The 22,910-nt window shown below is 65.2% G+C and carries 24 protein-coding genes; 12 read left to right on the top strand and 12 right to left on the bottom strand.

Annotation, left to right across the window (positions count from 1 at the left end):
• The first annotated feature begins 65 nt into the window (after positions 1-65).
• Entirely contained in the window at positions 66-494 is a 429-nt protein-coding gene (locus ACGYLC_RS05500) for a PACE efflux transporter (protein WP_394422071.1), read from the top strand.
• Here ACGYLC_RS05500 and meaB read toward each other — a convergent pair.
• A complete protein-coding gene (gene meaB / locus ACGYLC_RS05495; protein WP_394422070.1) occupies positions 449-1,465 on the bottom strand; it encodes a methylmalonyl Co-A mutase-associated GTPase MeaB in 1,017 nt (338 codons plus the stop codon). The two genes, ACGYLC_RS05500 and meaB, sit on opposite strands and share 46 nt — an antisense overlap.
• 61 nt (positions 1,466-1,526) lie before the next feature.
• Here meaB and hrpB point away from each other — a divergent pair, with 61 nt between their 5' ends.
• A complete protein-coding gene (hrpB, locus tag ACGYLC_RS05490; RefSeq protein WP_394422250.1) occupies positions 1,527-3,968 on the top strand; it encodes an ATP-dependent helicase HrpB in 2,442 nt (813 codons plus the stop codon).
• Positions 3,969-4,022: 54 nt separating this feature from the next.
• On the opposite strand, the gene msrB is transcribed toward hrpB, so the two are convergent.
• The 4 genes from msrB to ACGYLC_RS05470 all read right to left on the bottom strand — a co-directional run bounded on the left by msrB (position 4,023) and on the right by ACGYLC_RS05470 (position 6,503).
• Entirely contained in the window at positions 4,023-4,505 is a 483-nt protein-coding gene (msrB, locus tag ACGYLC_RS05485) for a peptide-methionine (R)-S-oxide reductase MsrB (RefSeq protein ID WP_394422069.1), read from the bottom strand.
• A gap of 82 nt (positions 4,506-4,587) precedes the next feature.
• Complete coding sequence (locus tag ACGYLC_RS05480; protein WP_067268384.1) at positions 4,588-5,142, bottom strand: fasciclin domain-containing protein; 555 nt, start codon at positions 5,140-5,142, stop codon at positions 4,588-4,590.
• A 171-nt stretch (positions 5,143-5,313) separates the two neighbouring features.
• Positions 5,314-6,006 (bottom strand): anti-sigma factor domain-containing protein, encoded by a 693-nt coding sequence (locus ACGYLC_RS05475; RefSeq protein WP_394422068.1) that lies wholly within the window; start codon positions 6,004-6,006, stop codon positions 5,314-5,316.
• Entirely contained in the window at positions 6,003-6,503 is a 501-nt protein-coding gene (locus ACGYLC_RS05470) for a sigma-70 family RNA polymerase sigma factor (protein ID WP_394422249.1), read from the bottom strand. The genes ACGYLC_RS05475 and ACGYLC_RS05470 overlap by 4 nt, the downstream gene beginning before the upstream one ends.
• 256 nt (positions 6,504-6,759) lie before the next feature.
• On the opposite strand from ACGYLC_RS05470, the gene ACGYLC_RS05465 reads away from it, so the two are divergent.
• Genes ACGYLC_RS05465 through ACGYLC_RS05450 form a run of 4 tightly spaced genes read left to right on the top strand, consistent with a single transcriptional unit; the run spans position 6,760 to position 10,852 of the window.
• Positions 6,760-7,962 carry an NAD(P)/FAD-dependent oxidoreductase gene (locus tag ACGYLC_RS05465; RefSeq protein WP_394402938.1) on the top strand — a complete coding sequence of 401 codons (1,203 nt, stop codon included), beginning with the start codon at positions 6,760-6,762 and terminating at the stop codon, positions 7,960-7,962.
• Positions 7,959-8,738 carry an HpcH/HpaI aldolase/citrate lyase family protein gene (locus tag ACGYLC_RS05460; protein WP_394422067.1) on the top strand — a complete coding sequence of 260 codons (780 nt, stop codon included), beginning with the start codon at positions 7,959-7,961 and terminating at the stop codon, positions 8,736-8,738. Before ACGYLC_RS05465 ends, ACGYLC_RS05460 begins: the two co-directional genes overlap by 4 nt.
• Before the next feature lie 12 nt (positions 8,739-8,750).
• Positions 8,751-9,593: an NAD-dependent epimerase/dehydratase family protein gene (locus tag ACGYLC_RS05455; protein ID WP_394422066.1), complete on the top strand. Its 843-nt coding sequence runs from the start codon at positions 8,751-8,753 to the stop codon at positions 9,591-9,593.
• Between the two features lie 26 nt (positions 9,594-9,619).
• A complete protein-coding gene (locus ACGYLC_RS05450) occupies positions 9,620-10,852 on the top strand; it encodes a mandelate racemase/muconate lactonizing enzyme family protein (protein WP_394422065.1) in 1,233 nt (410 codons plus the stop codon).
• Between the two features lie 177 nt (positions 10,853-11,029).
• On the opposite strand, the gene ACGYLC_RS05445 is transcribed toward ACGYLC_RS05450, so the two are convergent.
• Together ACGYLC_RS05445 and ACGYLC_RS05440 are read right to left on the bottom strand one after the other, a co-directional pair.
• Positions 11,030-13,204, bottom strand: a complete 2,175-nt coding sequence (locus tag ACGYLC_RS05445) for a thiamine pyrophosphate-dependent enzyme (RefSeq protein ID WP_394422064.1) — start codon at positions 13,202-13,204, stop codon at positions 11,030-11,032.
• A 136-nt stretch (positions 13,205-13,340) separates the two neighbouring features.
• A complete protein-coding gene (locus ACGYLC_RS05440; RefSeq protein ID WP_394422063.1) occupies positions 13,341-14,564 on the bottom strand; it encodes an acyl-CoA dehydrogenase in 1,224 nt (407 codons plus the stop codon).
• A 97-nt stretch (positions 14,565-14,661) separates the two neighbouring features.
• Here ACGYLC_RS05440 and ACGYLC_RS05435 point away from each other — a divergent pair, with 97 nt between their 5' ends.
• Positions 14,662-15,561 carry a LysR substrate-binding domain-containing protein gene (locus ACGYLC_RS05435; protein WP_067263618.1) on the top strand — a complete coding sequence of 300 codons (900 nt, stop codon included), beginning with the start codon at positions 14,662-14,664 and terminating at the stop codon, positions 15,559-15,561.
• Between the two features lie 89 nt (positions 15,562-15,650).
• Complete coding sequence (locus tag ACGYLC_RS05430) at positions 15,651-15,980, top strand: hypothetical protein (RefSeq protein WP_394422062.1); 330 nt, start codon at positions 15,651-15,653, stop codon at positions 15,978-15,980.
• A gap of 71 nt (positions 15,981-16,051) precedes the next feature.
• On the opposite strand, the gene ACGYLC_RS05425 is transcribed toward ACGYLC_RS05430, so the two are convergent.
• The gene (locus ACGYLC_RS05425; RefSeq protein WP_394422061.1) at positions 16,052-16,465 is read right to left on the bottom strand and encodes a VOC family protein; all 414 of its coding nucleotides are present in this window, start codon (positions 16,463-16,465) and stop codon (positions 16,052-16,054) included.
• A gap of 220 nt (positions 16,466-16,685) precedes the next feature.
• The gene (locus ACGYLC_RS05420) at positions 16,686-18,245 is read right to left on the bottom strand and encodes a bifunctional metallophosphatase/5'-nucleotidase (protein ID WP_394422060.1); all 1,560 of its coding nucleotides are present in this window, start codon (positions 18,243-18,245) and stop codon (positions 16,686-16,688) included.
• 129 nt (positions 18,246-18,374) lie between these two features.
• Between ACGYLC_RS05420 and ACGYLC_RS05415 the strand changes: the two genes are divergently transcribed.
• Genes ACGYLC_RS05415 through arsC form a run of 3 tightly spaced genes read left to right on the top strand, consistent with a single transcriptional unit; the run spans position 18,375 to position 20,103 of the window.
• A complete protein-coding gene (locus ACGYLC_RS05415; RefSeq protein WP_271693120.1) occupies positions 18,375-18,725 on the top strand; it encodes a DUF952 domain-containing protein in 351 nt (116 codons plus the stop codon).
• Entirely contained in the window at positions 18,725-19,765 is a 1,041-nt protein-coding gene (locus ACGYLC_RS05410) for a quinone-dependent dihydroorotate dehydrogenase (protein WP_394422248.1), read from the top strand. The genes ACGYLC_RS05415 and ACGYLC_RS05410 overlap by 1 nt, the downstream gene beginning before the upstream one ends.
• Positions 19,762-20,103 (top strand): arsenate reductase (glutaredoxin), encoded by a 342-nt coding sequence (gene arsC, locus ACGYLC_RS05405; protein WP_394422059.1) that lies wholly within the window; start codon positions 19,762-19,764, stop codon positions 20,101-20,103. Before ACGYLC_RS05410 ends, arsC begins: the two co-directional genes overlap by 4 nt.
• On the opposite strand, the gene ACGYLC_RS05400 is transcribed toward arsC, so the two are convergent.
• The 3 genes from ACGYLC_RS05400 to ACGYLC_RS05390 are packed head-to-tail and all read right to left on the bottom strand — an operon-like array spanning position 20,100 to position 22,406.
• Positions 20,100-21,452 carry an MATE family efflux transporter gene (locus ACGYLC_RS05400; RefSeq protein ID WP_394422247.1) on the bottom strand — a complete coding sequence of 451 codons (1,353 nt, stop codon included), beginning with the start codon at positions 21,450-21,452 and terminating at the stop codon, positions 20,100-20,102. The two genes, arsC and ACGYLC_RS05400, sit on opposite strands and share 4 nt — an antisense overlap.
• Before the next feature lie 22 nt (positions 21,453-21,474).
• Positions 21,475-21,987: a PaaI family thioesterase gene (locus tag ACGYLC_RS05395; RefSeq protein ID WP_209218213.1), complete on the bottom strand. Its 513-nt coding sequence runs from the start codon at positions 21,985-21,987 to the stop codon at positions 21,475-21,477.
• A complete protein-coding gene (locus ACGYLC_RS05390) occupies positions 21,984-22,406 on the bottom strand; it encodes a PaaI family thioesterase (protein ID WP_394402958.1) in 423 nt (140 codons plus the stop codon). The genes ACGYLC_RS05395 and ACGYLC_RS05390 overlap by 4 nt, the downstream gene beginning before the upstream one ends.
• Before the next feature lie 118 nt (positions 22,407-22,524).
• Here ACGYLC_RS05390 and ACGYLC_RS05385 point away from each other — a divergent pair, with 118 nt between their 5' ends.
• On the top strand, positions 22,525-22,905 hold the full coding sequence (locus ACGYLC_RS05385) for a MerR family DNA-binding transcriptional regulator (protein WP_394422058.1): 381 nt from the start codon (positions 22,525-22,527) through the stop codon (positions 22,903-22,905).
• The last annotated feature ends 5 nt before the right edge of the window (positions 22,906-22,910 follow it).

The raw sequence follows: 22,910 nt of genomic DNA, 5'->3' as shown, positions 1-22,910 counted from the left end.
AGCGAGGACGACCTCCCCCATTTGGGCAGCCACTCGGGACGACCCGACCAGTACCGGGACACCCCATGCGCAGCACCGCAGACCGCATCCGCCACGCCCTCAGTTTCGAGATCATCGCCCTGCTGATCGTCACCCCCGCAAGTGCTTGGCTCTTTGACAAGCCCATCGGCCATATCGGCGTTGTTGCCGTGGTCAGCGCCAGCATCGCGACGGGATGGAACTATGTCTACAACCTCGGCTTTGACCACGCCCTGCGCCGGTTGCGCGGCACGGTGAAAAAGACCGTGCCGATCCGCCTGCTTCATGCCGTGAGCTTCGAGATCGGGCTGCTCTTCGTGCTCTTGCCCTTCATCGCGTGGTATCTGGAGATTTCCCTGCGCGAAGCCTTCTTGATCGACCTGTCCTTGGCGGTGTTCTACCTGATCTACGCCTTCGTCTTTAACTGGGTCTACGACGTGCTCTTCCCCGTTTCGGAACCCGCAAGCGCGTCTTGATCCGCCCCAAGGCGGCGGACGAATTCCGCCGCCGCTTCCGCCGGATCACGCACACCTTCCGCCACGGCATCGCTGAGCCGCGTCAGATCGTCCTTGGCCTGCGGTGTCTCAAGCTGCGCCAGAAGCCGCTGCTTCACGTCCTGCTCGAACCAATAGCGCGCCTGTGCGGCGCGGGTGCGGTCCCAGAACCCGTGTTCGCGGCGCCAGTCGATCAGCTCCTGCAATGCTGCCCAGGTCTCATCGAGGCCGTTTTCCTCCAGCGCAGAGACGGCGGTGGCGCGCGGAAAGCCCTCGGGGTCTTGCGGGCGCTTGCGCAACAGGCGCAGGGCACCGGCATAATCGGCCCGGGTGCGCGCGGCGGTGGATTTCAGATCGCCATCGGCCTTGTTGATGACGATGAGGTCGGCAATCTCCATGATGCCGCGTTTCACGCCCTGCAACTCATCCCCGCCCGCCGGCGCCAGCAGCAGCACGAAAGCATCCGACATCTCGGCCACGACGGTTTCCGACTGGCCGACGCCCACGGTCTCGATCAGCACCACGTCGAAGCCCGCCGCCTCGCAAAGCCGCACCGCCTCGCGCGAGCGCCGCGCGACGCCGCCCAGATGGGTCTGGCTGGGTGACGGGCGGATGAAGGCGCGCGGATCACGGCTGAGCCGGTCCATCCGCGTCTTGTCACCCAGGATCGAACCGCCGGTGCGCGCCGAACTGGGGTCCACCGCCAGCACCGCCACGCGTTTGCCCTGCGCGGTCAGCATCATGCCGAAGCTTTCGATGAAGGTGGATTTGCCCACCCCGGGTGTGCCCGACAGCCCGATGCGCAGCGCCTGCCGGTCGCTGGGCAGCTTGGCCAGCAGCTCCGCCGCCGCCGCGCGGTGATCGGCGCGGCCCGATTCCACCAAAGTGATCGCCCGCGCCAAGGCGCGGCGCTCTCCTGCTATGAGGCCCTCGGCCAATCTCTCGATATCCATGGCCAACTTTTGCGGGGGGAGGGTGGAATTGTCCATCCCCACCCTTGGCGCGGCGCGCGCGATGACCGATAACCGCGCCATGTCCAACGCTGATTTCGCCCTGCCCATCGACGCCGTCCTGCCGGATGTGATCGCCGCCCTGCGCGACACGGGCCGTGTGGTGCTGCAGGCGCCCCCCGGCGCGGGCAAGACGACGCGGGTGCCGCTGGCGATACTGGAGGCCGGGCTGACCCCAGGCCGCATCCTGATGCTGGAACCGCGCCGCCTTGCCGCCCGCGCCGCCGCCGCGCGGATGGCGGAAAGCCTTGGCGAAGAGACCGGCCAGACCGTCGGTTTCCGCGTGCGCGGTGCCTCGGCGGTGTCGAAATCCACGCGCATCGAGGTGGTCACCGAGGGCATCCTCACCCGGATGTTGCAGGACAACCCGGACCTGCCCGGCGTCGGTGCGGTGATCTTCGACGAATTCCACGAACGCTCGCTCAACGCCGATCTGGGCCTTGCGCTGGCGCTCGAAGTCGCGGGTGCGCTGCGCGACGACCTGATGCTGGTGGCCATGTCCGCCACGCTCGACGCCGCCCCAGTGGCCGCGTTGATGGACGCCCCAATCGTGACCTCAGAGGGCCGCAGCTTCGAGGTCGAGCCGCGCTGGCGCGACAAGCCCGTGGGCAAGCAGCGGTTTGAGAATGCCGTGGCCGATCTTACCCTGAAGGCGCTGTCCGAGGCGCCCGGCTCGGCCCTCGTCTTTCTGCCCGGCGAGGGCGAAATCCGCCGCGTCGAGGCGCTTCTGCGCCCCGCCCTGCCCCAAGACTGCACCCTCGCGCCCCTGTTCGGCGCGCTCGACTTCAAGGCCCAGCAGGCCGCCATCGCGCCCGCGCCCTCGGGCCGCAAGGTGGTGCTAGCGACCTCCATCGCCGAGACCTCCCTCACCATCGAAGGCATCCGCATCGTCGTCGATGGCGGCCGATCGCGCCGCGCGCTTTTCGATCCCGCCTCCGGCATGTCGCGGCTGGTGACCGAGCGGGTGACCCGCGCCGAGGCCACGCAGCGCGCGGGCCGGGCCGGACGCCTCGACACCGGGGTCGCCTACAAGCTCTGGACCCGCGGCGAGGAAGGCGCGCTGGCGGCCTTCCCCCCAGCCGAGATCGAGGCTGGCGACCTCACTGGTTTCGCGCTGGAACTGGCGCTCTGGGGCGCGCAGGCCGAGGAGTTGAGCTTCGTCACCCCGCCCCACGCGGGCCGTCTGGCCGAGGCGCAGGCGGTGTTGCAGATGTTGGGCGCGCTCGACGCTGCAGGGCGCATCACCGAACATGGCCGCGCCTTGGCAAAGCTTCCCCTGCACCCAAGGCTGGCGCATATGGTCACGCGCGGCGGGCCACGTGCGCCGATGCTGGCCGCCCTGCTGGCCGAACGCGATCCGATGCGCGGCGCGACCGTCGACCTTGCGCTGCGGATGGACGCATTGGCCGGAAAACGCACCGCCACGCCGCCCCATGCGCCCACGCTCTCCCGCATCAAGGCCGAGGCGAAACGCCTTGCCCGCAGTGCGAAGGGCGACGGGCCGGACGCCTTGGGCGGGCTGGCGGCCCTCGCCTACCCCGACCGCGTCGGCCTGCGCCGCAAGGGCGAGGCGCCGCGCTACGTGCTTTCGGGCGGCAAGGGCGCGGTGCTGCCTGAGGCCGACCCGATGGCGGGTGCGCGGCTTTTGGTGGCCACCGATCTCGACGGCGACCCGCGTGAGGCGCGTATCCGGCAGGCGGCGCTGATCTCGGACGTCGAGCTGCGCGCCACCTTTGCCGATCAAATCCACTGGCAGGATGTCTGCCTATGGTCGCGCCGCGAGGGGCGTGTGCTGACCCGCAAGCAAGAGGTCTTCGGCGCGCTGGTTCTGGAAGACCGCACATGGCCCGATGCGCCCGCCGATGCGGTGGCGGTTGCGATGCTGGACGGTGTGCGGCAATTGGGGCTGAACCCCGGCAAGGCGGCGGCGCTGTTTCTGGCCCGCGCCCGGCTGATGCCCGTGCCCTTCCCCGATTTCAGTGAAGCGCATCTGATGGAAACGCTGGAGGACTGGCTGCTGCCGCATCTGGCGGGCGTGCGCAGCAGCGCCGATTGGAAAGGGTTCGACATCACCCCGGCGCTCAAAGCCCGGCTAAGTTGGGAGCAACAGCAAGCGTTGGACCGCATGGCCCCGGCCCATTTCGAGACCCCGCTCGGGCGACGCGTGGCCATCGACTATAGCGGTGAGACCCCCGGCATCGCGCTGCGTTTACAAGAGATGTTCGGCGTGACGCGGCACCCGACGGTGGGCGGCCAGCCGTTGCAAGTCACCCTGCTGTCGCCCGCGCAGCGCCCGGTGCAGGTCACGATGGACATCCCCGGCTTTTGGGCAAGCTCCTATGCCGATGTGCGAAAGGACATGCGCGGGCGGTATCCGCGTCACCCCTGGCCCGAAGACCCCACAGTGGCGGACCCGACCCTGCGCGCCAAACCGCGCGGCACCTGACAGGGCAACGCGCGCCGACAGCGGCGCGCGCTCCGTTTGGGTGAGACCAATCTGTTAAGCCGCGACGAATTTCAGCGAGACGCCGTTGATGCAATGCCGCTTGCCCGTCGGCTCCGGCCCGTCATCAAAGATATGGCCCAGATGGCTGCCACAGCGGTCGCAATGCACTTCGGTCCGCCGCATGAAGAGACTGTTGTCGGCCATGGTCCCGACCGCATTGTCGAGCGGCTGATAGAAGCTCGGCCAGCCGGTGCCGCTTTTGAACTTGGTCGCCGCATCGTAAAGCGGCTGATCGCAGCCTTTGCAGATGAAGGTGCCGGGGCGTTTCTCGTCGTTCAGCGGGCTGGTAAAGGCACGCTCGGTATCGCCTTCGCGCATCACGGCATATTCCAGCTCGCTCAGCATCGCGCGCCACTCGGCCTCAGTGCGGGTGACCTCGAAGTTGCCCTCAACATAGGCCGCCGATGCGCCACGCGCGCCCAACCCGATGGCGGTGGCGCCCAGAAAGGTCGATGTCAGAAAATGACGTCTGTTCATGGTGTTACTCCTCGCGTTCGGATTGGGTTAACGCCGGACCAGCATGGAGGTACTGGCCCGGCCACATCATGCGGGTTGCCTCTTACTTGGGCACCAGCACGCTGTTTACAACGTGGATCACCCCGTTGGACTGGTTCACATCTGCGATAGTCACGCGCGATGCATTACCGCTTTCGTCGATGATATAGACGTTGCGGCCCTTCACCTGCGCCGACAGCGCATCGCCGGAGACGGCGTTGAAATGGTAGAACCCATCGCTGGAGGCGCGGGCCTTGGCGGCGATATCGGCGGCGGACCATTTACCGGCCACCACATGAGCGGTCAGCACTTTGGTCAGCATGTCCTTGTTCTCGGGCTTGAGCAGGGTCTCGACCGTGCCCGCGGGCAGCGCGTCGAAGGCGGAGTTGACCGGGGCGAAAACGGTGAACGGCCCTTCGGAGGCCAGCGTGTCGACCAGACCTGCGGCCTTCACGGCGGCGACCAGCGTGGTGTGATCGGCGGAGTTCACGGCGTTTTCGACGATGTTCTTATTCTCGAACATGGGCGCGCCGCCCACTTCGGGATTGGCGGCGATGGCACCGGTGGCCAAAAGCGCGGCGGTGGCGGTGGCGGCGGCGAATGTCTTGAGCGTCTTCATTGGATTTCCTCCCTTGAATGCCCCCCGTTGTGGGCGGCGATACTGGACCCACGGGGCAGACGTGAGAGGAGTTTCAGAATGGGTCAAAAAATTTGCGGCAAAATCATAACGCTCTGTAAAGGAACCGAAAAATGAAACGCCCTGCTCGGCCAAAGCAGGGCGTTTCGGGGTTTAGAGTTCCGCCACGGCACCGGCGGCCATAACGGCCCCGGTGGGGACACCGCCGGGTGCGCCGCCCGGTGGCTCATCCGTGATCGCCAAGGTGATCTGCGCCGCCTCGGGTGCCAGATCGGCGGGCAAGGTCACGCGGTTAACCTCCCCCTCAGACAGCACGCCCAAAGAGATTGGCGCGCGGTCCGGCAGGATCGCCCAAAGCTCCAGCACGCGGCCCGCGGGCGCGTCGCCCGAGACACGGCGCAGCGCAATATCGCCGCGCGACATGTCCATGACGGCAAGCAATTCCAGCGCGCTGTCCTCGGCCGCCATGCGGGTGGCATAGACCTCCGCCGGGGGCTGCATCGGCGGCTCGCGCAGCATCGGCAGGGCAAGGAAGGCCACGGTGGCCAGTGCTGCCACCGAAACCCCCTGCCAGAGCCAGAGCCGCTGCAACAGCGGCACCTGCCGCGCAGGGAAGAGCCGCGACATCAGCGCGCGGCGCAGCTTCGCGGGCGGGGCGACAGGGGCGATATCGTCGGTCATCGCCACGAAACGCTCCTGCCAATCGGCCACGCGGCGGGCGAAATCACGGTCTTGCATCAGGCGGGTGCGCGCCGCGGCACGGTCTTCGCCCTCCAACAGGCCCAAGGCCATTTCGGCGGCCAGCAGATCGTCGTCTTCGGGCGGGGTGATGGGGGTGTCGCTCATACGCTCATACACTCCCGCAGGGCCATCAGACCACGGCGCAGCCATGTGCGCATGGTATTGAGTGGCACGTCGAAACGCTGCGCAAGTTCGGCATAGCTGTCGCCATCAAGGTACGCCCCGCGCACCGCTGCCCCGCGATCCGCTTCGAGGTCATCCAGACAATTGGTCAGCCGCTTGGCCTCCGACGCGGCCACGGCGGATTGTTCGGGGTTCGGCCCCGGGGCGGCCAGTTCCAGCCCCGGCGTGTCGATGTCCTGATGGCCCTTGCGGGTGGCGCGCAAACGGTCGATCGCAGTATTCCGGGCAATGGTGATCAGCCACGTCATCGGCGACAGGCCATTGGCCCGATAGCGGTCGGAATTGTTCCAGATTTTGACGAAACTGTCCTGCATGGCATCCTCTGCTGCGGCGCGTGTATCCAACACACGCAGGCAGACCCCGAATAGTTTCGCAGATACCCGATCATAGAGCGCCTCAAAGGCGGCACGGTCCCCCATTGCGACCTGCGCAATCAGACGCTCAATCTCTTCGCGGTCGCTGTCCAAGGGCCACTCCTTTGGGCGGTCATCTGTGTTGCGGCATAGCGCTCATGGTGCGACAGCCACGGTAAAAGTCAACCCTGCCTCATCCATGGGCACGGGCGCAACCCATCGCCGCAAAACGAAAATTCACGCCGCTGTTCACAAAGATTGCAGGCTCTGAATGCTTAGGCTACCCACGATTCAGAGGGGAATGCGCAAAGGGAGACTGTGCATGAAAAACGCGCTTGAGACGTCCTATGACGTGGTGATCGTGGGCGGGGCCATCTATGGCTCGGCTTTGGCTTGGTGGCTGACCAACACGCCGGGGTTCGATGGCGAGGTGCTGGTGGTCGAGCGTGATCCAACCTATGAATTCGCCTCGACCAGCCATACGAATTCCTGCATCCGCCAGCAGTTCAGCGCCCCCGTGAACATCCAGATTTCACAATTCGGGGCCGAGTTCATCAAGAACTTCCGCCACTTCATGCATGACGATCCCGAGGTGCCGGAACTGGCGCTGCAGAGCTTTGGCTACCTCTATCTTGCCGACACGCCCGAGTTTGCCCAGACCCTGCGCGAGGCGCAGGGCATCCAGACTTCCATGGGCGCGCATACCCGGCATATGACCAAGGATGAGGTCGCCGTGCGCTATCCTTTCTACATGCTCGACGATGTGATTGCCGCCAATCACAACACGGTGGATGAGGGCTATTTCGACGGCGGCACCATGTTCGACTGGTTCAAGCGTATGGCCAAGCGTCGCGGCGTGACCTTTGTCCATGACGAGGTGACGGGCATGGTGCTGAACCCCGCAGGCAGCGCCGTGGATGCGGTGACGCTGAAGTCCGGGGCGAGGGTTTCCTGCGGGACGGTGGTCAATGCCTCCGGCCCCCGCGCGGCGGCAACGGCGCAGATGGCCGGGATCACCCTGCCGGTGGTGCCGCGCAAACGCTACACCTTCATCTTCGACGCCGCTGAGCCGCTTGAGATGGACCTGCCGCTGACCATCGACCCCAGCGGCGTGCATATGCGCCAAGAAGGCAAATATTACATGGCCGGTTGCCCGCCTGAGGATGACTATGACGCGGCCTATGACGATTTCGCCTTCGACCATTCGATCTGGGAAGAGAAGGTCTGGCCCATCATCGCCACCCGCGTTCCGGCCTTTGAGCGGGTCAAGGTGATCAACGAATGGGTCGGGCATTACGCCTATAACACCGTCGATCAGAACGCGATCCTCGGGCGGCACGACAAGGTCGCGAACTTCGTCTTTATGAACGGCTTTTCCGGCCACGGCTTGCAACAGGCCCCCGCCATCGGGCGCGGCACGGCAGAGTTGATCACCCATGGCGGCTACCGCACGCTCGACCTTACCCCGCTGGACTACGCCCGTATCGTGCGCTCCGAGAAATTCGTCGAAAGGGCCGTGATATGAAATTGCGCGAGAACAGCTTCCTCACGGCCATCCGCGCCGGGCAAAAGCAGCTGGGCCTCTGGGTCTCCCTCTCCAACGGCTATGCCGCCGAGGTGGTGGCCCATGCGGGCTATGACTGGGTGATGCTGGATATGGAACATGCGCCCAGCGACATGGCTTCGGTACTCGGCCAGTTGCAGGCGTTCTCGGGCAGTGAGACCACGGCGATGGTGCGGCCCGACTGGAACGATGCGGTCAAGGTCAAGCGGCTGATGGACCTCGGCGCGCCGGGGCTGCTGTTTCCCATGGTGCAGACCCCTGATGAGGCCCGCGCCGCCGTGGCCGCCTGCCGCTACCCGCCGCGCGGCATTCGGGGCGTGGCCGGGCTCAACCGCGCCAATCAGTTTGGCCGGGTCGCGGATTACAATGTCGCGGTCGAGCATCAGACCGCCATCCTGATCCAGCTTGAAACCCGCGCCGCCGTCGAAAACGCCGCCGCCTTTGCCGAGGTCGAGGGGATCGACGGTATCTTCTTTGGCCCCGCCGATATCGCCGCCGATCTGGGCCATCTGGGTCAGACCCTGCACCCCGAGGTTTGGGAGGTGATCCGCCCCGCCGCCAAAACTCTGATGGACAATGGCATTCCCGTCGGCACGCTGGTGACCGACCCCGATTTCGCCGCCCAACTGCTGAACGAAGGCTTTACCTTTGTCGCCTGCGGCACGGATGTGGGCCTTTTGGCCCAAGGCGCCGACGCGCTGCGCGCCAAGGTGCGCGATAAGATTTCTGAGACGTGAAAGGAAGATGTTATGAAATTTAAGAAACTGGTCCTGACAGGCGCCGCAGGGCGGCTTGGCTCCTACCTGCGCGAGCCGCTGGCCGCGATGTGCGAGGAACTGGTCAGCTCCGACATCGCCGAGGACATTGGCAAGCTTTACGATGGTGAGCGTTACCAGAAGGCCGATCTGGCCAGCTACGACGAGGTCGCGGCGCTGATGGAGGGTGCCGATATGGTGGTGCATTTCGGCGCCATCGTGGACGAGAAACCCTTCATGGAGCTTCTGGGCCCGAACTTCGTCGGCTCCTACAACGTGTGGGAATCGGCCTATCAGGCCGGGGTGCGGCGGGTGGTCTATGCCTCCTCGATCCACGCCGTGGGGATGCACAAGAAGGCCGATTTCATCGGCATCGACGCGGCCCATAAGCCCGACACCTTCTACGGCCTCGCCAAATGCTTCACCGAAGACCTCGGCTCCATGTACTGGGACAAGCGCCAGCTCGAATCCGTGCATCTGCGCATCCTGAGCGCGGCACAGGTCAACAACGCCCGCGCGCTCGGCTCGTGGCTCAGCTATGACGACCTGATCCAGCTGGTGACCCGCGCGGTGGACACGCCCTCGGTCGGCTTCTCGGTGATCTACGGCGTGTCGAACAACGACCGCGCGCCGGTGGACAACTCGAAAGCCTCTTTCCTCGGGTATCGGCCTAAGGACAACGCCGAGCAATTTGCCGAAAAGGTGCTGGCCGAGGAAGGCCCGGTCGATATCACCGACCCCGGCCAGATGTGCCACGGCGGCCCCTTCGCCAAGGTCGATCTGGGCGAAAGCGGCATCGCGCAGATGACCATCGTCAACGACAAGAAAGAGACCTGACCGCAGGTCGAAAAGGAGGGACCGTCATGAAACTGCAAGACCTCGATATCCTCGTGACGGCCCCGCCCGCCCCCGGCTGGGGCGGGCGCTATTGGATCCTCGTGAAACTGACCACCGACACCGGCGTGGCCGGCTGGGGCGAATGCTATGCCGCCAGCGTCGGGCCGGACGCGATGCGCGCGGTGATCAAAGATGTTTTCGCCCGCCATATGCAGGGCGAAAACCCCGAGAATATCGAGTTGATGTTCCGCCGCGCCTATTCCGCAGGCTTCACCCAGCGGCCAGACCTGACGGTCATGGGCGCGTTTTCGGGGCTAGAGATCGCCTGTTGGGACATTCTGGGCAAGGACCGCAACCGCCCGGTGCATGCGCTGATCGGCGGGCGCACCAATGATCGGGTGCGCGGCTATACCTACCTCTACCCGCTGCCGCATCACAGCATGGCGGATTTCTGGACCTCGCCAGAGATGGCGGCGGAATCGGCGGCGGATTGCGTGGCGCGCGGCTATACGGCGGTGAAATTCGACCCCGCCGGCCCCTATACGCTGCGCGGCGGGCATATGCCTGCGATGTCGGATATCAGCACCTCGGCGGCGTTCTGCAAGGCCATCCGCGCGGCGGTGGGCGACCGCGCCGACCTGCTCTTTGGCACCCATGGGCAGTTCACCACCGCGGGCGCGATCCGGCTGGGCCAAGCGATCGAACCCTATAGCCCGCTGTGGTACGAAGAGCCGATCCCCCCAGACGCGCCCGAGCAGATGGCCAAGGTCGCGCGCGGCGTGCGCGTCCCTGTGGCCACCGGCGAGCGGCTGACCACCAAGGCCGAATTCGCGCCTTTGTTGCGGGCGGGCGCGGCGGAGATCCTGCAACCGGCGCTTGGCCGTGTGGGCGGCATCGCGGAGGCCAAGAAAATCGCCGCCATGGCCGAGGTCTATAACGCGCAGGTGGCGCCGCATCTCTATGCCGGGCCGGTGGAATGGGCCGCGAATGTGCAGCTTGCCACCGCGATCCCCAACATCCTGATGTGCGAATGTATCGAGACGCCTTTCCATGACAAATTGATCAAAGGGTCGATCCGGGTGGAGGATGGCTTTATCACCGCCCCCGAAGCACCCGGTCTGGGGATCGAAGTGGATGAGGAATTCGCCCGCGCGCATCCCTATACCGGCGACGGGTTGCATCTGGAAATGCGCGAAGAGCCTTGCGATTATGTGAACGGGAATAAGTTCCAAGGCGGCGCACCGGCGGAGAGCCACTAAGGGCCATCGTCTGCCCGCGGGTCGGCGATCCAACGTGCCTTCGTGCCGCTTTATGGTTCAACCATGATGTGCTTGAGCAATGTGCCACCCAGCCTCACCAAATCGCCTACCCGGGGGGCGGGCAGGCGATGGCCCGGCGCCTGCGGCTTGTTCCGGGCCGGGTGGCAGAAGCTAACCCTACCCCAGCAAGTCCCGCGCCGCCGCCACGATCCCTTCCCGCGAGGGCAGCGTCGCCGCATAGGCTGGCCCCGTGGCGATGAAACTGTCCTCCGCCGTCAGCCGCGCGAACTTTGCCACACCGCGCTCCGCCATCAACGCCATCAGCGCCTCGGCCTGCCCGCCCGTCCGGCGGCACTCGTCGACGATCAGCACCTGCCGGTCGCCGATGGCCTCGATCAAGGCATCCTCTGGCAAGGGCGCGAGCCAGCGCAGGTCGATCACCCGCGCATCGACGCCCGCCTCGGCCAGATCGCGCGCCGCCTGTTGGCTCAGGTAATGCCCGTTGCCGTAGCTCACGATCGCCAAATCCGCGCCCGCGCCAGACACACCGACCTCGCCCAGAGCGATCCGCCGGTCCGGCGCCGGGTAGTGCCGCATCCAACCGCCGTCCCCGGCCTCCATCAGGTCGCGCATCGGATAGAGCGCGATGGGCTCGACAAAGACCACCACCCGCTGCTCCTCGCGCGCCAGACGATGCGCCTCGCGCAGCATCATCGCGGCCTCGTCCCCGGCAGAGGGGCAGGCGATGACGATGCCCGGAATGTCGCGCAGCACGGCAAGCGAATTGTCGTTGTGGAAATGCCCGCCAAACCCCTTCTGATAGCCCAGCCCCGCGATGCGCAGCACCATCGGGTTGCTCCATTGACCGTTGGAGAAGAACGGCAGGGTCGCCGCCTCGCCGCGCAGCTGGTCCTCGGCGTTGTGCAGATAGGCGAGGAACTGGATCTCCGGCATCGGCACGAAACCATTGTGCGCCATGCCGATGGCGAGGCCGAGGATGCTCTGCTCGTCCAGCAACGTGTCGATCACGCGACCGGGGCCGAAGCGCGCCTGAAGCTTCTGCGTGACGCCATAGACCCCGCCCTTGCGGCCCACATCCTCGCCCATCAGCATGGTCTCGGGATGGGCCAGCATCAGGTCGTGCAGCGCCCAGTTGATCAGCCGAGACATCGGCTGCGGATTGTCCATCTGCCCCATGTCGCCGCCGAAGGTCTCGGCCCGCGCCTCGGCACTCGGACCGTTGCTGGGCGCGCAGTCGCGCTTGGGCGGCACAAGGCTCGCCATCACGTCCGATGCGGTTTTCAGTCGGGGACGCTTCACCACCTCATCCGCAGCTTTCGCGACCGCCTCCTGCGTATCGCGGTAGATCGACAGCGCCTCTTCGGCGGGCACACCGGCCTCGACCAACAGCCGCGCGGAATGCAGCAACGGATCGTTGGCCTCGTCGGCCTCGACCTCGGCGCGCGGCAGATAGGAGGTCGCCACATCCGCCCCGGCATGGCCGTAAAGACGCACGGTACGCAGATGCAGGAAGGCGGGCTTGCGGTGCACGCGCACGTAATCCGCCGCCTCCTTCGCCGCCGCATAGGCCGCATGCAGGTCCAGTCCGTCGCCTTCGAAGTACTTCAGCCCCGGCCGCGCCGACATCGATGCCTTGATCCAGCCCGTCGGGGTCTTGGTCGAAATGCCGATGCCGTTGTCCTCGCAGACAAACAGAAGCGGCAGCGGCACGCCCTGAACGGCGGTCCAGCAGGCGGCATTGATCGCGCCCTGCGCGGTGGAGTGGTTGGCCGAGGCATCTCCAAAGCTGCACATGGCGATGCCATCGCGCGGCAGGATCGCATGTTCGGGCCGGTGCCGCCGCGCCATGCCAATGGAATGCGCCGCCCCCACCGCCTTGGGCAGGTGGCTGGCGATGGTCGAGGTCTGCGGCGGGATCATCAGCGGGCGCGAGCCCAGCACCTTGTGCCGCCCGCCGCTGGTCGGATCCTCCGCCGAACAGGCAAAACTGAGCAGCATGTCGCGCATCATGTCCTGCCCGCCGGCCTGATCGGCCCGGGCGATCTGGAAGGCCGCGTCGCGGTAATGCAGGAAAGCGATGTCATCGACGCGCAGCGCCGCCGCCACCGCCGCCATCCCCTCGTGGCCGGATGAGCCGATGGTGTAGAAGCCCTGCCCCTCTTTCTGCATGACGCGGCTGTGCAGGTCGAGCGCCCGGCTCAGCACCTGCGCGCGGTAAAGCTGCTCCAACTGGCCGCGATCAAGCGCCTTGTGCGGGGAGGTGGAAACGGGAAAATCCCCCGCCGCAACGCGACGGAGGAAGTTCTCATGAACGATGGCAACGCGGTCCATGGGGCCTCTTGGAATAGAAATTAATCGCTCTCGGCGAAAGCGTGTCGGCCAGAAAGAAAGGCGCCGCCCCTCTTTCTGGCCATAAATATTTTGGAGTCCGGTGGCCGGGGGGGTGCCCCCCCCCCGAAGCCGGTGCTTAGAAAAACGCCTGCAGGCCGGTCTGGGCGCGGCCCAGGATCAGCGCGTGCACGTCGTGGGTGCCCTCATAGGTGTTCACCGTCTCAAGGTTCATCATGTGGCGGATCACCTGGAACTCACCCGAGATGCCGTTGCCGCCGTGCATGTCACGCGACATGCGCGCGACGTCGAGCGCCTTGCCGCAGTTGTTGCGCTTCACGATTGAGATCATCTCAGGCGCGGCATTGGCGGCATCCATCAGGCGGCCCACCTGCAGCGAGCCCTGCAGGCCGAGCGAAATCTCGGTCATCATGTCGGCCAGTTTCTTCTGGAACAGCTGCGTTTGCGCCAGCGGTTTGTTGAACTGCTTGCGGTCCAGCCCGTATTGCAGCGCGGCGTGCCAGCAGAACTCGGCGGCACCCATCGCACCCCAAGAGATGCCATAGCGCGCACGGTTGAGACAGCCGAAGGGCCCTTTCAGACCCTGCACATTCGGCAGCAGCGCGTCTTCGCCCACTTCGACACCGTCCATGACGATCTCGCCGGTGATCGAGGCGCGCAAAGAAAGCTTGTTGCCCACCTTCGGCGCGCTCAGACCCTTCATGCCCTTTTCCAGCACGAAACCACGGATCTTGCCGTCATGGGCTTCGGACTTGGCCCAGACCACGAAGACATTGGCGATGGGCGAGTTCGAAATCCACATCTTCGAGCCGGTGAGCTTGTAGCCGTTCTCGGTCTTCACGGCGCGGGTCTTCATGCCCGCAGGGTCGGAGCCCGCATCGGGCTCGGTCAGGCCAAAGCAGCCGATCCATTCGCCCGAGCAGAGCTTGGGCAGGTATTTCTGGCGCTGCTCTTCGGAGCCATAGGCGTAGATCGGGTACATGACGAGGCTCGCCTGCACCGACATCATCGAGCGGTAGCCGCTGTCGACACGCTCAACCTCACGGGCGACGAGGCCATAGGAGACGTAGCTGCCGCCCAAGCCGCCGTATTCCTCGGGGATGGTGACGCCGAGGAGGCCCATCTCGCCCATCTCGCGGAAGATTTCCGGATCGGTCTTTTCCTCGGCGAAGGCTTCGATGACGCGCGGCTGCAGCTTTTCCTGCGCATAGGCGCGGGCGGAATCGCGGATCATGCGCTCGTCTTCGGTCAACTGGCTGTCGAGGCGGAAGGGATCCTGCCAGTCGAAGGTTCCAAGATCGGGTTTGTCCTTGGCGCGCAGCTTGGGGGCGTCAGCGGTCATGATGCATCCTTTCGGGTGATGTGATTTGCGGCAGTATTGCAAATCGGCGGCGCGAACTCTATCGCTGCTTTGTCCTGAGTTCATGAGAAAAAGTCATATGATCGCGCCGCGCCGCTTCCTGCCTTCGATCTCGGCCCTGCTGTCTTTCGAGGCGGTCGTGCGGCTCGGCACCGCCACGGCGGCGGCGCAGGAATTGAACCTCACGCAGAGCGCGGTCAGCCGTCAGATCAAGACGCTGGAGGAGCAATTGGGCGTGACGCTGATGATCCGTCAGGGCCGCCGTCTGACCCCGACGCAGGCGGGGTTGGATTATGTAACGCAGGTGCGCGACATCCTGAACCGGCTGGCGCAGGCCTCGGTCTCGGCGCGGACGAACCCCACGGGGGGCACGTTGAATCTGGCGATCCTGCCGGCCTTCGGGATGCATTGGCTGGCCCCGCGCCTGCGCGATTTCGCGCGGGATCACCCGGAGGTGACGGTGAACCTATCGACCCGGCTGCGGCCCTTCGCCTTTGCGGGCAGCCGATTCGACGCCGCCATTCATTTTGGTCATGAAGATTGGCCCGGCGTGCGCTACCTGCCGCTTTTACCGGAAACGGTGGTGGCGGTCTGCGCGCCCGACCTGCTGCCCGCACCTTTGGAGGATGCGCGCGACGTGCGGCATTTGCCTCTGCTTCATCTGGAGACCCGCCCGCGCGGATGGGCACGCTGGCTGTCCTCGCTCGGGGTGACGGATGAGCCGCCCGGCGGCATGATGTTCGATCAATTCTCGACCATGGCGCAGGCGGCTATTCACGGGCTGGGGGTGGCGCTGCTGCCGACCTTTTTCGCCCGCCCCTATCTACGCGACGGGCAATTGGTGCTGGCCGCCTCGCCAACCACGCAGAGCATCGGGAACTACTACCTCGTCTGGCCCGACGACCGGGATGAGACGGCGGCGCTTGCGTCATTCCGCGGCTGGCTGGCGCAGCAGGCAGAGCCTGCGACGGCGGGATGATCGCCTCAACACTGGCCTAAGTTATGCCGCATTTACCTTGTATGAAACCGGCTAACCCGCCCACATCGGGCGTTTCAAAGGAGCAGATGATGCTAAGTTCATACCGCAAAAGCGCCGGCGCTCTGGCCCTTGCCCTGAGCCTCTGCGCCGCTGGCGCCATGGCTGAAAGCCGCAACGTGCTGATCGTTGATGGCGCCTATTTCCCATCGCTGTCTCATGTGCAGCCGGGCGATCAGGTGGTCTTTACCAACAACGCCACCGGCAGCCATACGATCACCGGCCAAGACGAGGCATGGACCAGCGGGCCGATCCCGGTGAACGGCAGCTACACGCTCGACATCACCGCACAGACCCCGACAGCGTTCAGCGGGCAGACCTTGGAAGAGCCTGCATTCGAAGGGGCGATCAGCTTCGACTGAGCCCGCCCACCGCCTCAGCCATTCAAAGCCCCGCTTGCGACAGCGGGGCTTTGTCATTTCAGCGCTTGGCCTTACTGGGCAAAAACGCGGTCCATATCGGCGAAACCCTTGACCTCGATCGGATTGCCCGATGGGTCACGGAAGAACATGGTCGCCTGCTCGCCCGGCTCCCCCTCGAAACGCAGCGAAGGTTCAATCACGAAGTCGACCTCAGCCCCCTTCAGCCGCTCCGCCAGCGCCTTCCAATCTTCCATCCGCAGGACGACGCCCAGATGCGGCATCGGCACCATGTGCTCACCAACCTTGCCGGTAGCATCCGTCTTGAAAGGTTCACCCAGATGCATGGAGATCTGGTGGCCGAAGAAGGAATAATCGACCCAAGTCTCGGTCGAGCGGCCTTCGGTGCACCCCAGCACATCGCCGTAGAAGGCGCGGGTCTCATCAAGGTCGCGGACGTTATAGGCAAGGTGGAAGGGGGTGAGCATAGCGGTCTCCTGTTTGGTTACCGCATGTGTATCCCTTGGCGGGAGAGGTGCAAGGGGCGGTAGGTTTGTGCGGGCTTGGCAGCGGGCGCAATAGCCCGAAATCAAGGGCGCACGCCCGCCGGGCAGCGCCAGACCGCCCGCACCGGCAGGCGCTGCCCGGCCCCCTCAAACAAAAAGGGCGCGCCCCACCGGACACGCCCTTTCGCTCAGGTCAATGAGCTTACTTCATCTTGATACGGCCATCGGTATAGGGCTTGTAGCTGCCGTTTTTCGCCAGATACTCCGCCGTCACATCCGCCAGATCCGGGCCGAAGTCATAGGCATTCTCGGCGTCCTTGAACATCGCGTAGCCGTCGCCGCCATTGCGGACATAGTTGTTGGACACGGCGCCATAGGTCTTTTCGGGATCAATCGGTTCGCCCCCCACCATCACATCGCTGATGCGGCTGCCGGGCTCGGCCTTGGGATCAAAGGTATAGGACATGCCCGCCACCTGCGGGAAACGGCCTGCGCCGTCTTCCAACTGGCTCACCCCGTTTTCCAGCGCTTCGACGAGCGTGGCGCCGCTGATCTGGAAGGTCGAGAGTGTGTTCTGGAACGGCAGCACCGTCAGCACCTCGCCCATGGTCACCTCGCCCGCGTCGATGGAGGCACGCAGACCGCCCGCGTTGGAGATCGCCACGTCGATGCCCTGATCCTTCACCCGGTCCAGCATCGCGTCGGAGACAAGATTGCCCATGGCGCATTCCTGCGCGCGGCAGATGTCACGGCTGCCTTCGATGGTTTCCGACGTTTCGGCCACGACCTTCTGGCGCAACTCCTCCAGCGGGGCGGCGCGCTCGGCCACCAGATCGACCGTCGCCTGATCCTCTTCGACCGAAGCATCGAGCAGGATTGGATCGCCGGAGATCGCGGTCACCTCGCCCGCATCGTCAAAGGTGACATTCACCTCGCCCAGATATTTACTGTAGGCATAGGCCTGCACGATCGGCACGTCGTTGACCATGGTCGGATAAGCGCCCTCGGCCCGTTCCTCGCTGTTGCTCAGAAGCGTGTGGGAATGGCCACCCACGATCAGGTCGACGCCGGTCAACTCTTCGGCAAGCCGCTTGTCGCCCGCCAGCCCGATGTGGGTAAGCAGGATGATCTTGTTAACCCCATCCTCGGTCAGCGCGTCGATCTCGGCTTGTGCCGCATCCGCTGCCGGAGAGAAGATCACCTCCGCCCCGGGCGAAGAGGTCTCAGGCGTGTCTTCGGCAAGGACGGAAACGATGCCGATCCGCTCTCCCCCAACCTCAACCACGGTGGATTTGCCGATCTCGCCCTCCAGCCCCTCGACACCGCTGACGTCGATATTGGCCGAGAGCACGGGGAAATCGACCTTGGCCACGAAATCGGCCAGCCCCTCGGGGCCGTCGTCGAACTCGTGGTTGCCCACGGCCATCACGTCATAGTCGAGCTTCGTCATGAACTCGGCGGCCATGTCGCCCTTGTAGCGGGTGTAGAAAAGCGAGCCTTGGAACCAGTCGCCCGCATCCAGCAGCAGGTGGTTCTCGCCCGCGCGTTCGCGGGCGGCTGCGATGGCGGTGACCATCCGCGCGACGCCGCCAAAGCATTTGCCCTCGGCATTGTCCTCGGCGCCACAGGGGCCGTCATATTTGCTGATCGGCTCGAACCGGTCGTGGAAATCATTGGTGTGCAGAATGGTCAAATTATACTCGGCCGCCGCCATGCCGCTGGTCAAAGCCAGCGCGGCGGTCGCGGTCAGGAATCGTTTCATGATAGTTCCCCTGTTGCTTGTTATGCCGGTATCGTGGCGCGGGGTTTGGCCCGTGTCAAAGGTCATATGACCTGCCCTATGGTCACCCGCGGGTCTTGACCCCGCCCCGCCCGGCGGGCATCAGAAGCCATGCTAATTTTCAAGATATTCCGAGCAGACGAATGGGCTGCGCTGCGCAAGAACGGGGTCTCGGACGGGGCGCCGATCGATGTCACCGATGGCTATGTACATTTCTCCACCGCCGAACAGGCAGCGGAAACCGCAGCCAAACATTTCAAGGGGGAGGACGGTCTCTTCCTCCTCGCGCTTGAGGCCGACGCTCTGGGCGATGCGCTGAAATGGGAACCCTCGCGCGGCGGCGCGCTTTTCCCCCATCTCTACCGCCCGCTCAAGATCGAGGACGTGGTCTGGGCGCAGCCCTTGCCGCTGGTGGATGGCGTGCATGAATTCCCCGCAGGATTGGGCGAGGCCAGCAAATGATGCCGCTCTTGGAAAGGCTGGGCCTGCGGGCGCTGCACCGGGTCGATCCCGAAGCGGCCCATGCACTGGCGATCCGCGCGCTGCGGGCGGGGCTTGCGCCCGCGCCGGGGCCGCAGACTTCGGCGCGGCTGCACACCACGCTTGCGGGGCTGGACCTGCCGAACCCTGTCGGGCTGGCGGCGGGGTTTGACAAGAACGCCACCGCGATCGCCCCCCTCTCCCGCGCCGGTTTCGGCTTTGTCGAAGTGGGGGCTGCCACGCCCCTGCCCCAGCCCGGCAATCCGCGCCCGCGCCTGTTTCGCCTGACCGAGGACCGCGCCGCGATCAACCGTTTCGGCTTTAATAATGAGGGGATGGAGGCGATCTGCGCCCGGCTTTCGCGCCGGGGTGCGGGGGTGCCGGTGGGGCTGAACCTCGGCGCGAACAAGACCAGCAAGGACCGCGCCGCCGACTTTGCCCGCGTGATGACCGCCGCGCGCAATCACGTCGATTTCGCGACGGTCAATGTCTCCTCCCCCAATACCGAGAAGCTGCGCGACCTTCAGGGCAAAGCGGCGCTCTCGGCCCTGCTCGAAGGGGTGATGGACGTGCGCGGCGCCACGCCGGTTTTCCTGAAAATCGCCCCCGATCTCAGCGAGGCCGAGATTGAGGATGTGGCCGAGGTTGCCCAAAATTCGGGCGTTGCTGCCATCATCGCGACCAATACCACCCTCGACCGGACCGGCCTTGCCAGCGCCCATGCGGGCGAGGCGGGTGGCCTGTCCGGTGCGCCGCTGTTCGAACGTTCGACCCGCGTCTTGGCGCGGCTGGCGGGGCTGACGGATATTCCGCTGATCGGCGTCGGCGGGGTGTCGGACGCGCAGACCGCCTATGCCAAGATCTGCGCCGGGGCCTCGGCCCTGCAACTCTACACCGCGCTGGTCTTCGGTGGTCTCGGACTGGTGCGAGAGATCACCACCGGGCTGGATGCGCTCTTGGCCCGCGATGGTTTCGCCAACGTGGCCGAGGCCGTGGGCAGCAAACGCGAGGATTGGCTATGATCACCCTATGGCACAACCCGCGCTGTTCGAAATCGCGGCAGGCGCTGGCCCTGATCGAAGCAGGCGGGGGGAAGGTCACCCTTCGCCGCTACCTCGAAGACGCGCCGACACGGGATGAGATCATCGCCGCCCGTGATGCCCTTGACCTGCCCGTGATCGAGATGATGCGGACGGGCGAGACGCTGTTCAAAGAATTGGGTCTCCGCAAAGACAGCCCCGAAGAGACGCTGATCGACGCGATGGCGGCCCATCCGATCCTGATCGAACGCCCCATCGCTTTTGCCAATGGCCGCGCCGTGATCGGCCGCCCGCCCGAAGCGGTACAGGCGCTGCTCTAGCCCGCCGCGCGTTCCAAGGCCGGGTAGCGCAGCGCCAGCGTGATGCCGCGCACCACGAAGGACACCAGAAGCGATATCCAAAGCCCGTGATTGCCCAGGCTTGGCACTAGAGCCAGTGCGGTCACGGCATAGATCAGAAACGACACCAGCATCATATTGCGCATGTCGCGCGACCGCGTGGCGCCGATGAAGATACCGTCGAACATATAGGCCGCACAGCCCAGCAGCGGCGCCGCGATCATATAGGGCAGATAGACCCGGGCGAGGTCTTGCACCTGCGGGGCCTTGGCCATCAGGTCGATAATCGCGCCGCCGCTGACGGCAAAGACCACCGCCAACAGCAGGCTGACCAACAGCGCCCAAGCGGAGGTCAGCACCGCCCCGCGCCGCAGGACATCGCGCTGCCCCGCGCCGTAGGCCCGGCCAATGATCGCCTCGGCGGCGAAGGCGAAACCGTCCAGCCCGTAGGAGGTGATCATCAGGAATTGCAGCAGCACCTGATTGGCCGCCAAGGTCACATCGCCCAGGCCCGACCCCATAAAGAGGAAGGAGACAAAGATCGCCTGCAACAGAAGCGAGCGAATCAGGATATCGGTGTTCACCTGCATCATGCGCGTCCAGCGCGGCCCGTCAAAGACCTGCGCCCAATCGCGCCAGGCCACCCCCGCGAAAGCCGCGCGGCAGAACCACAGGCCCAAGGCCGCCCCGCTCCATTCCGCAAGGAAGGTGGCGATGGCCACGCCCTCCACGCCCCAGCCGAGACCCAGCACGAACCACAGATCCAGCAGGATGTTCAGCCCGTTCATCCAGACCTGCAAGACCAGCACGGCGCGGCTGCGCTCCTGCGCGATGAGCCAGCCGGTGATCGCATAGATCGAGATCGCGGCAGGCGCAGACCAGATGCGGATTGCCATATATTGCCGCGCCAGCCCCTCGACCTCGGGCGATCCGGGGGCGATTTGGAACGCGGCCCAGAAAAGCGGCCATTGCAGCGCCATCAAAGCCAGCCCCGCGCCTGCGCCGATCAAAAGCCCGCGCGTCAGCAGTGCGGCGACCTCGCCCTCTTCGCCATTGCCCGCCGCCTGCGCGGTGAGGCCCACGGTGCCCATCCGCAGAAAGCCGAAAATCCAGTAGAGCGCCGAGAGGATGATCGCCCCCAGCCCCACCGCGCCAATGGGGGCGGCAGCGCCCATCTGCCCCACCACGCCGGTATCGACCGCCCCGAGGATCGGCACGGTGGCGTTGGAGATGACAATGGGAACCGCGATCTTGAGCACGCGGCGGTGGGTCACCACATCACGCGCCGCCAGCGTGCCACGCTCAACCGCGCGCACCTCTGCGTCGGTCAGCGGCTCGGTCTCTGATTGCGGCTCAGCCACGCCGTTGCGGCATCAGGAAATGGCCCGTGGCCTGCGCGAAAATACGGCTGCGGTTGTCCTGCCATGCCTCGACATGGACGCTGGCATAGCGCCGCCCCGAGCGGTTGATCCGCGCCCGCGCATAGGCATCGCGCGGCAGGCCCGACCGCAGGTAATCGACGGTGAAATCGATCGTCTTGGGCAGCCGGGGCAGATGGTCGGCATCCAGATTGTCCAGATCGAGCGCGCCGCTTTCCATGTCCTCCCAGATCAGCCCCCAACTGAGGGTGATGATCGCGGTCGCCTCAAGAAAGGCCGCCGTGGCCCCGCCATGCAGAGCGGGCAGGATCGGGTTGCCGATCAGCTGCTCGGAAAAGGGCATGATGCCGGTCAGCTCATCGCCACGGCGCTCGAACTCGATGCCCAGAAAGCGGATATAGGGCACGCCCTCGACCATGGCGCGCAGCACCCCGTCGCGGCGTTGCTTGATGACCTGAACCGGCTCCGGCTTGCGACGTGTGGTCATGTGTGCCCCTCCACGGTGAAAGTGCCGGTCGCCGTGGCGACAAGGTTGTCGGCGTCCTCATCCGTCGTCGTGGCCCGCACGAAGGCGACCGAACGGGTGACGTGATAGCAGGTCGCGCGGGTTATGATCGTCTGCCCCGGTGTGGCCGCGCGCAGATATTCGATTCTGAGATCCATTGTGGCAGTGGCCGCCGGGTTGCTGGGGTGGCTCATCACCGCAGCCCCGCAGCAGGTGTCCATCAGCGCCGAGACCGCCCCGCCGCTGATCACCCCGGTCTGCGGGTCACCGATCAGCTTTTCGTCATAGGGCATGGTGATCACGGCAGAGCCATCGCCCAACTCCTGCAACTCCATCCCCAGTGCCATGGAATGGGGCAGCGCCTGAATGAACTGTCGCGCCAGCTTTAATTTGTCGGACATGCAACCCAACCCTCTGCCTCTGGTTTCGTCCTTTATCAGGGCGAGATAGCCAAAGGGCAAGACCGCCTGTTGCGCATCCCCGCGCGTGACCATAGTTTGCCGGAAGGGAGAAGATGCTTTGGACGATGAACGCCTGACTTTCAAAGAGATGTGCGCGGCATTTGACGTGACGCCACGCACGTTGCGCTATTACGAGTATATCGAATTGCTGCAACCGCACCGTGAGGGGCGCTCGCGTTTCTATGGCCCGCGCGAACGGGCGCGGATGAAGCTGATCCTGCGGGGCCGCAAGTTCGGCTTCGCGCTGGAGGACATCCGCCAGTGGCTGCTGATCTACGAAAAAGAGGGGACCGAGGCGCAGATGCGCGCTTGGGTCACCATGGCCGATGGTCAATTGGAAGAGCTGGCCGAGCAGCGCCGCCAGCTGGACGAAGCCATGGCGGAATTGCAAAAGCTGCGCGATGACACCGCCGCGGCCATCGCCTTAGACAAGGGCTAAGCGCC

It is taken from the genome of Sulfitobacter sp. 1A12157 (assembly GCF_043557345.1).
Taxonomy (GTDB): Bacteria; Pseudomonadota; Alphaproteobacteria; order Rhodobacterales; family Rhodobacteraceae; genus Sulfitobacter.
The sequence above is the reverse complement of the archived record's forward strand: the minus strand, read 5'-3'. Positions and strand labels throughout refer to the sequence as shown.

Coding starts and splice junctions, on each gene's coding strand:
- ACGYLC_RS05500 (WP_394422071.1), top strand. CDS start 66: ATGCGCAGCACCGCAGACCGCATCCGCCACGCCCTCAGTTTCGAGATC.
- meaB (WP_394422070.1), bottom strand. CDS start 1,465: ATGGATATCGAGAGATTGGCCGAGGGCCTCATAGCAGGAGAGCGCCGC.
- hrpB (WP_394422250.1), top strand. CDS start 1,527: ATGACCGATAACCGCGCCATGTCCAACGCTGATTTCGCCCTGCCCATC.
- msrB (WP_394422069.1), bottom strand. CDS start 4,505: ATGAACAGACGTCATTTTCTGACATCGACCTTTCTGGGCGCCACCGCC.
- ACGYLC_RS05480 (WP_067268384.1), bottom strand. CDS start 5,142: ATGAAGACGCTCAAGACATTCGCCGCCGCCACCGCCACCGCCGCGCTT.
- ACGYLC_RS05475 (WP_394422068.1), bottom strand. CDS start 6,006: ATGAGCGACACCCCCATCACCCCGCCCGAAGACGACGATCTGCTGGCC.
- ACGYLC_RS05470 (WP_394422249.1), bottom strand. CDS start 6,503: ATGGGGGACCGTGCCGCCTTTGAGGCGCTCTATGATCGGGTATCTGCG.
- ACGYLC_RS05465 (WP_394402938.1), top strand. CDS start 6,760: ATGAAAAACGCGCTTGAGACGTCCTATGACGTGGTGATCGTGGGCGGG.
- ACGYLC_RS05460 (WP_394422067.1), top strand. CDS start 7,959: ATGAAATTGCGCGAGAACAGCTTCCTCACGGCCATCCGCGCCGGGCAA.
- ACGYLC_RS05455 (WP_394422066.1), top strand. CDS start 8,751: ATGAAATTTAAGAAACTGGTCCTGACAGGCGCCGCAGGGCGGCTTGGC.
- ACGYLC_RS05450 (WP_394422065.1), top strand. CDS start 9,620: ATGAAACTGCAAGACCTCGATATCCTCGTGACGGCCCCGCCCGCCCCC.
- ACGYLC_RS05445 (WP_394422064.1), bottom strand. CDS start 13,204: ATGGACCGCGTTGCCATCGTTCATGAGAACTTCCTCCGTCGCGTTGCG.
- ACGYLC_RS05440 (WP_394422063.1), bottom strand. CDS start 14,564: ATGACCGCTGACGCCCCCAAGCTGCGCGCCAAGGACAAACCCGATCTT.
- ACGYLC_RS05435 (WP_067263618.1), top strand. CDS start 14,662: ATGATCGCGCCGCGCCGCTTCCTGCCTTCGATCTCGGCCCTGCTGTCT.
- ACGYLC_RS05430 (WP_394422062.1), top strand. CDS start 15,651: ATGCTAAGTTCATACCGCAAAAGCGCCGGCGCTCTGGCCCTTGCCCTG.
- ACGYLC_RS05425 (WP_394422061.1), bottom strand. CDS start 16,465: ATGCTCACCCCCTTCCACCTTGCCTATAACGTCCGCGACCTTGATGAG.
- ACGYLC_RS05420 (WP_394422060.1), bottom strand. CDS start 18,245: ATGAAACGATTCCTGACCGCGACCGCCGCGCTGGCTTTGACCAGCGGC.
- ACGYLC_RS05415 (WP_271693120.1), top strand. CDS start 18,375: ATGCTAATTTTCAAGATATTCCGAGCAGACGAATGGGCTGCGCTGCGC.
- ACGYLC_RS05410 (WP_394422248.1), top strand. CDS start 18,725: ATGCCGCTCTTGGAAAGGCTGGGCCTGCGGGCGCTGCACCGGGTCGAT.
- arsC (WP_394422059.1), top strand. CDS start 19,762: ATGATCACCCTATGGCACAACCCGCGCTGTTCGAAATCGCGGCAGGCG.
- ACGYLC_RS05395 (WP_209218213.1), bottom strand. CDS start 21,987: ATGACCACACGTCGCAAGCCGGAGCCGGTTCAGGTCATCAAGCAACGC.
- ACGYLC_RS05390 (WP_394402958.1), bottom strand. CDS start 22,406: ATGTCCGACAAATTAAAGCTGGCGCGACAGTTCATTCAGGCGCTGCCC.